This is a genomic window from Sphingomonas sp. CCH10-B3 (genome assembly GCF_001556185.1).
Taxonomy (GTDB): Bacteria; Pseudomonadota; Alphaproteobacteria; order Sphingomonadales; family Sphingomonadaceae; genus Sphingomonas; species Sphingomonas aquatica.
In genome coordinates this window covers 15,268-27,502 of the sequence record NZ_LSIJ01000092.1, presented here as the reverse complement: position 1 = coordinate 27,502, position 12,235 = coordinate 15,268, and the positions used below count along the sequence as shown (strand labels likewise).

General features: G+C 63.6%; 19 protein-coding genes, 1 other RNA gene and 1 pseudogene. 12 read left to right on the top strand and 9 right to left on the bottom strand.

Going from position 1 to position 12,235, the window contains the following annotated elements; all coding sequences use genetic code 11:
- Positions 1 to 14 precede the first annotated feature (14 nt).
- Positions 15 to 635 (bottom strand): superoxide dismutase, encoded by a 621-nt coding sequence (locus tag AX672_RS14630; RefSeq protein WP_066652400.1) that lies wholly within the window; start codon positions 633 to 635, stop codon positions 15 to 17.
- Between the two features lie 89 nt (positions 636 to 724).
- Positions 725 to 1,747, bottom strand: a complete 1,023-nt coding sequence (gene pspF, locus AX672_RS14625; protein WP_066652398.1) for a phage shock protein operon transcriptional activator — start codon at positions 1,745 to 1,747, stop codon at positions 725 to 727.
- A gap of 169 nt (positions 1,748 to 1,916) precedes the next feature.
- Between pspF and AX672_RS18695 the strand changes: the two genes are divergently transcribed.
- The 10 genes from AX672_RS18695 (at position 1,917) to AX672_RS14580 (ending at position 5,389) form a co-directional block, all read left to right on the top strand.
- Complete coding sequence (locus AX672_RS18695) at positions 1,917 to 2,075, top strand: hypothetical protein (RefSeq protein ID WP_168727498.1); 159 nt, start codon at positions 1,917 to 1,919, stop codon at positions 2,073 to 2,075.
- 83 nt (positions 2,076 to 2,158) lie between these two features.
- The gene (pspA, locus tag AX672_RS14620; protein ID WP_066652395.1) at positions 2,159 to 2,827 is read left to right on the top strand and encodes a phage shock protein PspA; all 669 of its coding nucleotides are present in this window, start codon (positions 2,159 to 2,161) and stop codon (positions 2,825 to 2,827) included.
- Position 2,828: 1 nt separating this feature from the next.
- Positions 2,829 to 3,101, top strand: a complete 273-nt coding sequence (pspB, locus tag AX672_RS14615) for an envelope stress response membrane protein PspB (RefSeq protein WP_066652391.1) — start codon at positions 2,829 to 2,831, stop codon at positions 3,099 to 3,101.
- A 3-nt stretch (positions 3,102 to 3,104) separates the two neighbouring features.
- A complete protein-coding gene (pspC, locus tag AX672_RS14610) occupies positions 3,105 to 3,479 on the top strand; it encodes an envelope stress response membrane protein PspC (protein WP_066652387.1) in 375 nt (124 codons plus the stop codon).
- 24 nt (positions 3,480 to 3,503) lie between these two features.
- The gene (locus AX672_RS14605; RefSeq protein WP_066652385.1) at positions 3,504 to 3,812 is read left to right on the top strand and encodes a hypothetical protein; all 309 of its coding nucleotides are present in this window, start codon (positions 3,504 to 3,506) and stop codon (positions 3,810 to 3,812) included.
- An 11-nt stretch (positions 3,813 to 3,823) separates the two neighbouring features.
- Positions 3,824 to 4,144 carry a hypothetical protein gene (locus AX672_RS14600; RefSeq protein WP_372587576.1) on the top strand — a complete coding sequence of 107 codons (321 nt, stop codon included), beginning with the start codon at positions 3,824 to 3,826 and terminating at the stop codon, positions 4,142 to 4,144.
- Positions 4,145 to 4,155: 11 nt separating this feature from the next.
- Positions 4,156 to 4,425, top strand: coding sequence for a hypothetical protein (locus tag AX672_RS14595; protein ID WP_202189346.1), 270 nt, complete (start codon positions 4,156 to 4,158; stop codon positions 4,423 to 4,425).
- Between the two features lie 37 nt (positions 4,426 to 4,462).
- Positions 4,463 to 4,708: a hypothetical protein gene (locus AX672_RS14590; protein WP_066652383.1), complete on the top strand. Its 246-nt coding sequence runs from the start codon at positions 4,463 to 4,465 to the stop codon at positions 4,706 to 4,708.
- A gap of 5 nt (positions 4,709 to 4,713) precedes the next feature.
- A complete protein-coding gene (locus AX672_RS14585) occupies positions 4,714 to 4,956 on the top strand; it encodes a hypothetical protein (protein ID WP_066652381.1) in 243 nt (80 codons plus the stop codon).
- A 25-nt stretch (positions 4,957 to 4,981) separates the two neighbouring features.
- Positions 4,982 to 5,389: a SufE family protein gene (locus AX672_RS14580; RefSeq protein ID WP_066652378.1), complete on the top strand. Its 408-nt coding sequence runs from the start codon at positions 4,982 to 4,984 to the stop codon at positions 5,387 to 5,389.
- Here the strand turns inward: AX672_RS14580 and AX672_RS14575 are convergent.
- Positions 5,377 to 5,688 (bottom strand): (2Fe-2S) ferredoxin domain-containing protein, encoded by a 312-nt coding sequence (locus tag AX672_RS14575; RefSeq protein ID WP_168727497.1) that lies wholly within the window; start codon positions 5,686 to 5,688, stop codon positions 5,377 to 5,379. The two genes, AX672_RS14580 and AX672_RS14575, sit on opposite strands and share 13 nt — an antisense overlap.
- Entirely contained in the window at positions 5,685 to 6,221 is a 537-nt protein-coding gene (locus AX672_RS14570) for a J domain-containing protein (RefSeq protein ID WP_066652374.1), read from the bottom strand. Before AX672_RS14570 ends, AX672_RS14575 begins: the two co-directional genes overlap by 4 nt.
- 222 nt (positions 6,222 to 6,443) lie before the next feature.
- Here AX672_RS14570 and AX672_RS14565 point away from each other — a divergent pair, with 222 nt between their 5' ends.
- Both AX672_RS14565 and AX672_RS19135 read left to right on the top strand, forming a co-directional pair.
- Positions 6,444 to 8,024 (top strand): SulP family inorganic anion transporter, encoded by a 1,581-nt coding sequence (locus AX672_RS14565; RefSeq protein ID WP_066652373.1) that lies wholly within the window; start codon positions 6,444 to 6,446, stop codon positions 8,022 to 8,024.
- Positions 8,021 to 8,527, top strand: a pseudogene (locus AX672_RS19135) (carbonic anhydrase); the annotation flags it as partial. The gene AX672_RS14565 and the pseudogene AX672_RS19135, both read left to right, overlap by 4 nt.
- Before the next feature lie 146 nt (positions 8,528 to 8,673).
- On the opposite strand, the gene rnpB reads toward AX672_RS19135, so the two are convergent.
- The 5 genes from rnpB to AX672_RS14535 form a co-directional block, all read right to left on the bottom strand.
- Positions 8,674 to 9,050, bottom strand: an RNA gene (gene rnpB, locus AX672_RS14555) — RNase P RNA component class A.
- A 10-nt stretch (positions 9,051 to 9,060) separates the two neighbouring features.
- Positions 9,061 to 9,771 carry an N-acetylmuramoyl-L-alanine amidase gene (locus AX672_RS14550; RefSeq protein ID WP_066652371.1) on the bottom strand — a complete coding sequence of 237 codons (711 nt, stop codon included), beginning with the start codon at positions 9,769 to 9,771 and terminating at the stop codon, positions 9,061 to 9,063.
- Positions 9,772 to 9,910: 139 nt separating this feature from the next.
- Positions 9,911 to 10,774 (bottom strand): CheR family methyltransferase, encoded by an 864-nt coding sequence (locus tag AX672_RS14545; RefSeq protein ID WP_231731376.1) that lies wholly within the window; start codon positions 10,772 to 10,774, stop codon positions 9,911 to 9,913.
- Positions 10,771 to 11,841, bottom strand: coding sequence for a chemotaxis-specific protein-glutamate methyltransferase CheB (cheB, locus tag AX672_RS14540; RefSeq protein WP_202189345.1), 1,071 nt, complete (start codon positions 11,839 to 11,841; stop codon positions 10,771 to 10,773). Before cheB ends, AX672_RS14545 begins: the two co-directional genes overlap by 4 nt.
- A gap of 23 nt (positions 11,842 to 11,864) precedes the next feature.
- The gene (locus tag AX672_RS14535) at positions 11,865 to 12,230 is read right to left on the bottom strand and encodes a response regulator (protein ID WP_066652369.1); all 366 of its coding nucleotides are present in this window, start codon (positions 12,228 to 12,230) and stop codon (positions 11,865 to 11,867) included.
- Positions 12,231 to 12,235: the final 5 nt, after the last annotated feature.

The window sequence follows — 12,235 nt, the reverse complement described above, 5'->3', positions numbered from 1 at the left end:
GGCCCCTTCCCCGATCAACCCTGATCGGCGCGCGAAATGCCGGCGCCGTCAAGGTTCTGCGCGGCGAATTCCCAGTTCAGGATCTTGCCGGTGACGGCCTCCAGATAGCCCGGGCGTGCGTTGCGGTAATCGATGTAATAGGCGTGTTCCCACACGTCGATCGTCAGCAGCGGCTGCATCCCGTCATAGGCGACCGGCGTGTCGGCGTCGTGCAGCGACGTGACCTTCAGCTTGCCGCCGTCGAGCACCAGCCAGCCCCAGCCGCTCGCAAAATGATTGGTCGATTCGGCGACCAGTGCCTTCACCAGCTCCTCGGTCGAGCCGAAATCCTCGGCGATCATATCGGCGAGCTTGCCGCTCGGCGCAGCATAGTTGGGCGTCAGCGAGTGCCAGAAAAACGTGTGGTTCCAGATCTGCGCCGAATTGTTGAACAGGCCCTTTTCGCCCTTGTCCTTGGCGTGGCGGATCACGTCGGTCAGCTTGGCGCCTTCCAGCCCGTGCGCCGCGAGCATGCCATTGGTCTTGTCGACATAGGCCTTGTGGTGCTTGCCATGATGGAAATCGAAGGTTTCCGCCGACATCGTCGGCGCGAGCGCGTCCTTGGCATAGGGCAGCGGGGGCAGTTCGAAAGCCATGCGGAAGTCTCCTGTTGTGGATTCGGAAGTGAAATGCCTGAACGAAGGACGCCCCTCAATTGGTCCCGACATCCCGCTTGCGCAAGCCGTCAACTGCCGCCGGGGAGCAGATCGTGACGGCGCAGCGCGTGGCGCAGCTGGTCATAGGAAAGCCCGAGCGCCTCGGCGGTCGCGCGCTGGTTGAACCGTTGCTGGCTCAGCGCTTTTTGCAGCAGCCGACGCTCATAACCTGCAACCAGCGACTTGAAGTCGCCCGGTCCTGATGGGTCGCCATCGCTCGCGGAGGGCGCAGGCGGCGCGGCCGAAGTCGCTGGCTCGGCCGCGCCCGACGCTTGCGGGCGGTAAGGCGAATCGAACGGGTCGAACTGGATTTGGTCGATCGGCCCTATCTGTTCCCAGCGATAGACGGCGCGCTCGACGACATTGCGCAGCTCGCGGACATTGCCCGGCCAAGGATAATCGAGCAGCGTGTCTTCCGCCGCAGGCGTAAACCCCGGCCAGTCCTCCCAACCCATTTCGGAAGCCATCCGCCGCCCGAAATGCTCGGCAAGCACCATGATGTCGCTCTTGCGCGCGCGCAGCGGCGGTAGCGTGACGACTTCGAATGACAGCCGGTCGAGCAGGTCGGCGCGGAATTCGTTGCGCTCCACCTTTTCGGGCAGATGTTCGTTGGTCGCAGCGACAATGCGCACATCGACCCGGAGCGGGCGCGACGAGCCGATCCGCGTCACCTCGCCATATTCGACCGCCCGCAGCAACCGCTCCTGCGCGGCCATCGACAGCGTACCAAGCTCGTCGAGGAACAGCGTGCCGCCATGCGCTTCTTCGAACCGCCCGGGTCGCGCCTTGGTCGCGCCGGTGAACGCGCCAGCTTCATGGCCGAACAGCTCGGCTTCGATCAGCGTTTCGGGGAGCGCGGCGCAGTTCATGATGATCAGCGGCTGGTCCCAGCGCGGCGACAGGCGGTGGAGGCGTTCGGCGACCAGTTCCTTGCCGGTGCCACGCTCGCCGATCACCAGCACGGGCCGATCGAGCGCGGCGGCGCGACTGGCGCGTTCAAGCGCGTCGAGGAAGACACTTGACTGGCCGATGACCTGGCTCTGGCGTTGCATGCCGATGGATTGGTGCAAAATGCCAAGTGTTGGCAAGTGCTATCTGCATTAATGCCGCAACAATCTCGCCGTGCCCCGGAAAACCGCCATTTTCTGAACTGGCACGATAGCTGCAGAGCTTGGGACAACTGCCACATGGCAGACCGACCATCCTTCAGGGAGACCAACAATGACCAACTATCGCAACACCAGCCTGACCAGCACGCTGACCGCCATTGCGCTCACCTTCGTCGCCGGCTCGGTCCTGATGTTCGGGGCTCTCAGCCCCGCGCATGTCCAGACCGCCCAGATCACTGGCCAGACCGTCGCCACCGTTTCCGCCGCCTGAGCCCCCGGGCGGCAGAACGCCGGGGCAGCGCGCCCCTCGCTGCCCCGGCCACCGTTCCAGTTTCATTTCAAGGAGTATCAGAGATGGGCATCTTCTCACGAACCCGCGATATCATCGCTGCCAATGTTACCGATCTGCTCGACAAGGCCGAAGACCCCGCGAAGATGATCCGCATGATCATCCTCGAAATGGAGGAAACGCTCGTCGAAGTCCGCGCCTCCGCCGCGCGCACGATCGCCGACCAGAAAGAAATGCGTCGCCATATCGCCAAGCTCGATTCGCTCCAGGAAAGCTGGACCGAAAAGGCCGAGCTGGCGCTGTCGAAGGACCGCGAAGACCTCGCCAAGGCAGCACTTGTCGAGCGCCAGAAGGCGGCTGACATGTCGGACCAGCTGAAGGCCGAGATTGCGGTGCTCGACGATGCGTTGCGCGCGTCGGAAGAGGACATCAGCAAGCTGCAGACCAAGCTGCGCGAAGCCCGCACCCGTCAGAATTCGATCTTCACCCGGCTCGAATCCGCCAACAACCGCGTCAAGATGCGCGAAGTCTATGCCGGCTCGAAGATGCAGGAAGCGTTCTCGCGCTTCGACGTGATGGAGCGCCGGGTCGACCTCGCCGAAGGTCGCGCCGACGCAATGGGTCTGGGCGCGATGCCGAAGACGCTGGAAGAGGAAATCGCCGAGCTGAAGGCTAGCGAGAAGGTCGATGCCGATCTCGCCGCGCTGAAGGCCCGCATCGGCAAGGATAGCTGAGATGCACGACGAGATCCTCGTCCCGATCATCGTCGTCGGCATGCTCTTCATCGGGCTGCCCTGGATCGTCCTGCACTATGTCACCAAGTGGCGGCAGGCGCCCAAGATCACCGACGAAGACGAAAGGCTGCTCGACGAACTCTATCTGCTCGCCCGTCGCCTCGACGACCGGCTGGGCACGATCGAGCGGATCGTTGCCGCCGACCATCCCGACTGGCGCCCGAGCGTCCCGCTCGCTGATGCGCCGGCCTATGACATCACCCGGAGGAACTGAGCCATGAGCGCCAGCCGCACCAAATTCTACCTCGACAAGCAGAATGGTAAGGTCTTCGGCGTCTGCGCCGGGATCGCCGACTACACCGGCATCGATGTGCTGCTGGTCCGTATCGGCACCGTCATCCTGACCTTCGCGACCGGATGGGCCTTGCTTGTCTACCTCGTCATTGCCTGGGCCGCCAACAACAAGCCCTATGGCCTGTACGAGGACGCCGCGGACGCCAAATTCTGGCAGGGCGTGCGCAGCAATCCCAAGCGCTCGACCGCCGAAGTGCGCTCGAAGTTCCGCGACATCGATCGTCGGCTGGCCGACATCGAGATGGTGTACACCAGCCGCAACCAGCGCCTGGCCGACGAAATCGACCGGCTGCGCTAAGGCGCAGCCGACAGGGAGGGTAACATGAGCAATGGACAATTCTTCGTCCTCGCGATCATCGCCATGTCGACGGTCGGCTGGATGTTTACGAGCTGGGTTCGCGCCAAGCACGGCTACCCGGTGGAAAACGAATGGGGCGGTTCGGTCGTCAAGGGCTATGATGGCCTCGACGATGACTATCCCAATGCGGTGCGCAAGATCGAATTGCTGACCAGCGAGAACGAAACGCTGATCGGCCGGATCGGTCGGCTTGAAGAACGGATCGCCGTCCTCGAACGGATCGCCACCGATCCTGCCGAGCGCACTGCCCGCGAAATCGACGCACTGCGCTGAAAGGGACGACCATGGAAGCAGCAGACATGTTCATGCGGATTGCGCCAGTGGTCGTGACTCTGACGCTGATCGGCACGCTGGGCTGGGTCGTCACGACCTGGCTGCGGATCAAGAATGGCTATCCGCTCGATGGCAGCTGGGGCCAGGCGCTCTATCCCAAAACCGATCAGGAATCGGTCGAACGGATCAAGCTGCTGAGCCAGGAAAACGCCCAGCTGCGCGCCGAGCTCGGGTCGATCAAGGACCGGCTCGCCAATGTCGAGCGCATCGTCACCGACAGCAGCCATGCCCTCGATCGTGAGATCGAAGCGCTCCGTGGCCGGACCAACTAAAAGGAACCTCGATGTTCATCAGTCCCCTCCTCATCCCGATCCTCGGCATTTCCTGCGGGCTCCTGGCGATCTTCGGCGGCGTTGTAGTTCGCCCCTGGATCCGCTTCCAGGAACGCAAGATGGAAGTCGAAGCCGATCTGCTGCGCAGCCGGGCAGCGATCGACTCGGCCCGCCATGAGCGCCTCGAACAGCGCGTTGCAGTGCTCGAACGAATCATCACCGATCGCGGCATGGGCGTCGCCGAGGAAATCGAGCGGCTGCGCGACAAGCCGCTGAACTGAACCCCTGCGGGTTCGCCCGCTACCGAGGAGCCTGTACATGCAATGGGCAGAAATGGTCGTGGCGATCGTGCTGATCGTCACCATCGGGAAAGTGCTGCGCGATCGCCATCGCCAGACCGCCGACCGGGCGGAGCCGGCTGAAACGCTCGAAGCCGCCCGCCTGCGCGACGAAGTCCGCACGCTGAAAGAACGTATCGCCGTCCTCGAACGGCTTGCCACCGACGACAACAGCAACACTGCCCGCCTCGACCGAGAGATCGAGCGGCTTCGCGACCGGAGTTGATCGCTATGACCGATCCCACGCTTTACGTCACGCTTGCCACTGCCGCGCTCGCGGGGCTTGGCATGGTCACTTTCGCCACCCTTGCCGGCTGGCGCGGCTGGCTCGCGCTCAAGCAGCAGGAACTGGCACAGACCGGCGATATCGACCGCGCCCCTGCCCTGCCCAACGCCAGCGCGCGCATCGAGATCGCCGACCTGAAGGAACGCATCCGCAAGCTCGAAGCAATCGCTGCCGGGGTGGACCTTTGAGGGCCACCCCGCTAGCGGGCCAGCCATGGCCCAGCTTCACGACCTGCACGACGAGTATGATTTCCTTGATGCCGACGACCGCTATCGGCTGCTGATCGACCTGGGGCGCGGGCTCGAACCGATGCCCGACGCGCTCAAGACCGAGGCCACGCTGGTGCGCGGTTGTTCGGCAGCGGTGTGGGTTTACCCGATGCGCCGCGATGACGGGACATTGCACTTTTTGGCGGACAGCAACGCCGCAATTACCAAGGGAATTATCGCGCTCGTGTTGATGACGGTTCAGGATCAACCAGCCGCGGCGATTCTGGCGACCGACATCGAAGCGGCACTCGCGCCCTTCGATCTCAAGGCGCAGCTCAGTTCAAACCGGACACAGGGCATTCCGAACATGATCGCCCTGATCCGCGAGACGGCAGCCCGCTACGCCGCCTGAGGAGCGATCCCCAATTCGGCGGCCACTGCGGCGAGATCGGCGTCCTTTGCCACCAGCCGCCAGCGCGCCGGGTCGGCGGCGTTGACCACGGTCACCGCGCCGCGCGGGCAAACGCCAAGGCATTTGACCTCAACCACGCCCACACGCGCCTTGCGGAAGCGCTTGACGCCGAGATAGGCCTTCAGCGCCTTCGCCAACCGCTGTTTGCCCTTTTTACCGAACCCGCCGTCCAGTCGCTTGGAGCATTTGGCGCAAACGAGAATCGCGGTTTCCCAATCGGCTTTGACGAGCCTGCTCAATCCGGCTTCCACTGGCGGTTTTCCTCGGCGACGCGCAGCACATCATACGCCGCCTGAATGGCCTGAAACCGCTTTGCCGCCTCGGAGTCACCCGGGCGCACATCGGGGTGATTGGCCTTGGCGAGCCGTCGCCAGGCCGCGCGCACGGCGTCGAAATTGCTGTCAGCCGCCAGCTCGAGCACTTCGAGCGCGCGCATTTCATCGCGCGACCGGCTGCCGTCGCCCGGCCCTGCCCAGCCATAGTGGCGCGCCTCGGCAAAACCGTCGGCGGCGCGTGTCTCTTCGGCCTCGCGCGCGGCAGCCTCCTCGGCGCTCAAGCCTTCGAAATAATTCCAACCAGCATTATACTCGGCAGCGTGAGCTTCGCAGAAATACCAGCGTTCGGGACTGTTGGGTGATTTCGGCGCCGGGCAACGGCCAGGTTCTTTGCAGCCGTGCCGATCGCACAGGCGTACCTCGACCGCGTCGCGAGACGCGCCATAGCCGCGCCACCGGGGGAAGCCCCAATCAACCGATCGTCCGCCGCGTGCCATGCCGCCGACATAGACCGCACTCCGCCGAGTGCAACCCGTCCAACCCGCGAGACGATCAAGATTCCCGCTGGTAAATGCTCGGTACTGGCCTTAGCCAGAGCTCCGCTCGTCCCGGGCGACAGATCCAGGTGGGTCGCGCGATAGACATTCATCAACATTGCGCTATTGCAATACGCCGCCCCCCAGCCAGAAGCTGATTTGCAAGCATCAAGAGGTCGAACCGTGAGCCAACCACCCGATTTCAGAACCAGTTGGCGCAGCGATTTGCCCGCCTCGATCGTCGTCTCGCTGGTCGCGCTGCCGCTCTGCCTCGGCGTTGCGCTCGCGTCGGGTGCGCCGTTGTTTTCCGGCCTGATCGCCGGAATTGTCGGCGGCATCGTTGTCGGCATTATTTCGCGGTCGCCGCTGTCGGTCAGCGGACCGGCGGCCGGCCTCACCGTGATCGTGTTCGAAGCGATCGAATCGCTGCCCAGCTACCAAGTTTTCCTCGCCGCCGTGGTAATCGGCGGGATCATCCAAGTCGGCTTTTCCTTTTCGCGTTCGGGCATCCTGTCCGAATTCGTGCCGTCATCGGTGATCACGGGCATGTTGGCGGCCATCGGCCTGATCCTGATCCTGAAGCAGGTGCCGCATCTGATCGGCTATGATGCCGATTACGAAGGCAGCTTCGAGTTTTTCGCGCGCGATGGCAGCAATACGCTGATGACGCTGTGGGCGAGCCTGACGCGCGCGATCACCCCGGGCGCCATGCTCATTGGCCTCACCTGCCTCATTTTCCTGTTCTGGTGGGACAAGGCGAAGCCCAAGGAAGGTCCGCTGCGCTTCGTGCCCGGTCCGCTGATCGTGGTGATCATCGGTGTCGTCGGCAATCTGCTGCTCGGCATCGTCCAGCCCGCGTGGCAGCTAGGCACGAAGCACCTCGTCCAGGTGCCGATCGCCAAGAGCTTTTCCGAATTCGCCGGCTTGCTGACTTTCCCAGACTTTTCAGCGATTGCGCTGCCGGGACTGTGGACGACGGCGGTAACGCTAGCGATCGTCGCGAGCCTCGAATCGATGCTGAGCGTTAAGGCCGTCGACGAACTCGACCCGCGCCGCCGCACCACCGACAAGAACCGCGAACTGCTGGCGCAGGGCGGCGGCAATATCGTCTCGGGGTTGCTTGGCGGGTTGCCGGTGACGTCGGTAATCGTCCGGTCGTCGGCCAATGTCGATGCGGGAGCCGAAAGCAAGGCTTCGACGATCATGCATGGCTTCTGGCTGCTGCTGTCGGTCGCCCTGATTCCCGCCGTCCTCAACCAGATCCCGCTGTCCGCACTTGCCGCCGTGCTGATCGCGACCGGCTACAAGCTGACCAAGCCGAAGCTGTTCATCGAACGCTATCGTCAGGGATGGAGCCAGTTCATTCCCTTTGTCGTCACCGTTGTCGCGATCCTGTTCACCGATCTGCTGATCGGCATTGTCATCGGCCTTGCGGTCGGCTTCGCTTTTGTCATCGCGCGGAATTTTCGAACAGCGATCACTTTTGCCTGCGAAGACGATGACTGCCTGATCCGCGCGCGGCGCAACCTGTATTTCATCCACAAATATGAACTGCAGCAGGCACTCGCGCGCGTGCCCGACAATGCCAATCTGTTGATCGACCTGTCGTCGACCAATTATGTCGATCTCGACAACATCGACATCATCAACGCCTTCATCAAGGGCGCGGCATTCCGCGACATCAAGGTGCTGGTGCGTGGCGACATTGCCGACCGGACAGCGCCGATGATCAAGGCCCCCGCCTATGAGGTTCGCTTCGCATGAGAAAGTACAAGCAGCTTCTGCTCGCCAACAAGGCTTGGGCGGCCGAGCTTACCGACGAGAACCCGAAGTTCTTCGAGCGGCAAGTGGCCGGGCAGCGCCCTGACTTCCTGTGGATCGGCTGTTCGGATAGCCGGGTGTCGCCCGAGCAGATGACGATGACGCCGCCGGGCGGCATGTTCATCCACCGCAACGTCGCCAATCTGGTTAGCGACGATGACCTGAACCTGATGTCGGTGCTCCAATATGCTGTCGCCGTGCTGCAGGTCCGGCACGTCATTGTTTGCGGTCATTACGGCTGCGGCGGCATCACGGCGACGATCGAAGGCGGAACGACAGGGCCGGTTGATCGCTGGCTCGAAGGCGCGCGCGCAGTGCTGAATGCCCATCAGCACGAAGTGATGGGCCACGACACCGCCGAGGAGCGTGTCAATCGTCTGGTCGAGGTCAATGTCCGTGACCAGCTCGTGCGGCTCGCGCGGACCGAAATCGTCCAGACCGCCTGGTCGCAGGGGCAGGACCTGTTCCTGCACGGCTGGGTCTATGACATCCGCGATGGGCACATCAAACCGTTGATGGAAATCGATTCCGAAACCGCGCTCGATTCGGTGCCGGCGCCTGAGCGCGTATTGATGCGCAGTGAGACAGCGGAAATGCCAGAGGATCTGTAAGCCGGGTTCTGTCCACCCCTTGCAGGGATAGGCGACCATTCCTCTAGGCCGATCCTTGCGGAACGGCTCAAGCAACCAACCCGGGCGACGGGCCGAAACGCGCCCTGAGGCCGAAGCCCCGCGCCGCCCCTATTCGGTTTTGCTCCCGGTGGGGTTTGCCGTGCCGCGCCTGTTGCCAGCCGCGCGGTGCGCTCTTACCGCACCCTTTCACCCTTACCCGTGGCTTGGCGCCGGGGCGGTCTGCTCTCTGTGGCACTTTCCCTGGGGTCGCCCCCGCCGGACATTATCCGGCACCGTTGTCTCGTGGAGCCCGGACTTTCCTCGCGTGCAAAGCACCCGCGGCCGCCCGATCCTCTGGCCCAGACGCCTTAGTCGTCGCCCTGGGGCTTTGGCAACAGCAAGGCCAGCAGGATCATCCGGCATTCGGCATCGACCTCGCCGTCGATCAACTCAGGCCGGAAGCGGCGCTGGAACGCCATGATCGCCGCCATCGGATCGCGGACGTCATAACCGAACCGCTCGAGCGCAAGCAGAAAGCCGCCTTCGCTCCAGCCGGGATCCATCAGATTCTTGGTCGGTCGCGGCAGGGCGAGGCGCAACCGGGCAAGAGAATGCCAAGGGAATAGCTCACCGGGATCGCGCTTGCGGGCCGGGGCGACATCGGAATGTCCGACGATATTGCCGCGCGTGATGCCGTGCCGCTGCTTGATCGAGTCGACGAGCGCGATCACGGAGGCGATCTGCGCGTCGGGAAACGGCCGATAGCCAAATTCATGCCCCGGATTGACGATCTCGATGCCAATCGAGACGTCGTTGACATCGTCCCATTCGCGCCAATGCGACTTGCCCGCGTGCCAGGCGCGCTTGTCCTCATCGACCAGCCGCAACGTGACGCCATCTTCGGCCACGACATAATGCGCCGACACCTTCGCCTCGGGATCGCGTAGCCGATCAATTGCGGAAGGTCCGTCCTGCATGCCGGTATAGTGCAGGACGATCATCGTTACCGGCTGCGTGCGCTCATCGAAATTGGGCGATGGCGCCGCGATGATGTTGAGCCCGGGAATATCGGCAGCCATGCCCGCGCTATGGCCTCAGCCACTTGATTTGTGACGATCGACTTGCCCGCATCACTTCCCCACGACGGCTTCGACATGGCCGTTGTGCATGGGGTGCCCAAAATGCGGGCGATGGTAAAGCGCGAAATCGCGCGCGGGTTCAGCCAGCGGCGCGCTGCCGGCACAATCCCGCTTGCGCAGGCTCGTAAAGGCCCTTGGCACGGGCCGAGGGCACGAACAGGTCGCTTTGGCCGATGACGGTTTCGCCCGCGCCGAGGATAAGCAGGCCGTCGGCACGGATGGCGCGGGCCAGCTGCTCGAACACTTGCTGGCGCAGCGTCGGCGACAGGTAGAGCAGAATGTTGCGGCACAGGATAAAGTCGAATTGGCCCGACGGCGGCGCCTCACCGACCAGATTGTGGCGGCGATAGGTTACGCGCCTGACCAGCTCGGGCTTGGCGACCCATTCGCTGCCGACCGCGTCGAACCAGCTGATCATCCGCCGCACGGGCAAGCCGCGCTGAATCTCGAATTGCGAATAGCGGCCAGCGCGGGCGCGGGCGATCGCACTATCGGAGACATCGGTTGCCAGAATCTCAGGCTCAAGGCCGCCCTCGCGAAGGCTGCGTTCGGCAAAAATCATTGCGAGCGAGAGCGGCTCTTGTCCCGATGAACAAGCGGCCGACCAAATTCGTGGGCGCCGGCCCGGAACGGCGACTAACATCGCGTCGGCCGCTGCTGCCACCGCTTCGAGCACACCGGCATCGCGGTAAAAGGATGTTTCCTGGTTCAGCAGGGCGTCGATAATCGCGTCGCTGATCGACCCGCCATGATCCTGCACCAGCGCTGCGACCAGATGATCGAGCGACTCGAAACCACGTTCGCGCAGCAGTGGCTTGAGCGCGGTTTCGATCCGCCACGTCCGGTTGGCTGCGATCCGCTGGCCGGTGCGCGCTTCGAGCAAACCCGCCAGCACGGCCATCGCCGCTGTCTGCTTGGGCTGGAGCCGGTCCGCGCCGATCATGACGGGCGTCGCTGGAGGGCGATCAGTCGGCCGATCGCGTCGGGCGGCATCACAGCATGCGCGACGCCGGCATTGATCACTGCACCCGGCATGCCCCAAACTACCGAGCTTGCCTTGTCCTGCGCGACCACGGCCGCACCGCTGAGCGCGAGGTGATGCGCGCCAGCCGCGCCGTCGCGGCCCATGCCGCTCAGCACGACGCCGAGCGCGCGCGCGCCGAACGTGCTCGCGACGCTTTCGAACATCGGGTCGACCGATGGCATGCAACCGCTGGCAACCTTGGCGTTCGACAGTCGCACCGTGACCTGATCGGCCACGCGCCCGCAACAAAGATGGGCTTCGCCAGGCGCCACGATGATGCGGCCGGGCTGAACTTTCATATGTTCGACCGCAACGTCGCACGGACGCCCGGCGAGCACCGCGATCTGCGCGGCAAAATAGGGCATGAAGGCCGGCGGCAGATGCTGGGTGATCAGGATCGGTACCTGAAAGCTTGCCGGAATCGCGCGCAGCAACTGGCTGAGCGCATGGATGCCGCCGGTCGATGCGCCGATCGCGACGACGTCGAAATCATTGGCACTGGCCTGAGCGGCGGCGGCATCGGATGGGGCAGGCCAGAAGCGATCATCGCCGTCGGCCAGCCGCATCAGCTTTTCTTCGAGCAGCTCACTGAACTTGCCGACCAGATTGCCGATGCTGGGCTTCACCAGCGTGTCCGCAGCACCCAGCGTCAACGCCTGAATCGTCGCGGCGGCCCCCTCGGCACATGACGACGATACGATGATGATGCGCGCACCCTGCCCCGCCAACAGCAGGTCGGGCAGCGCCGTCAGGCCGTCGATGCCGGGCATCTCGATGTCGAGCAGAATGATGTCGACCCGGTGCGCGCGCAAAAACGCGAGCGCAGCCTGTGCATCGGAAACGGCGCCGGCAACCACGAAGCTCCGATTGGCTTCGATCATTTTGCCGATCACCGCGCGTGCGACAACCGAGTCGTCGACTATCAGTATCCGCGCAGGCGGTCGCGGGAGGTCCGCAATCGTGCGAGCTTGGGGCTTGGCGGCCATGATGCGGCTCCTGTCGCGCGCAATCAGGCCATGCCGACAATCTGGAGTTTGCTCGCGAGCGTCTCGCGGTCGAACGGCTTCATGACATATTCGTCGGCACCGGCTTCGATGGCCGCACGGATATAGGCCATGCCGTTTTCGGTAGTGCAGAACACCACTTTCGGGCGCTGGCTCATCTTGCTGTCACGCAATGCGCGGAGAAATTCCATGCCGCTCATCACCGGCATGTTCCAGTCGAGCAAAATGACATCGGGCGCCGAAGCGAGGCACGAATCGAGCGCCTCCTGCCCGTCGCCAGCCTCGGTCACCGAAAAGTCGAGCGTTTCCAGGATATGCCGCGCAACCTTGCGGATTACCTTCGAATCATCGACCACAAGGCAGGTTTTCATGAAGT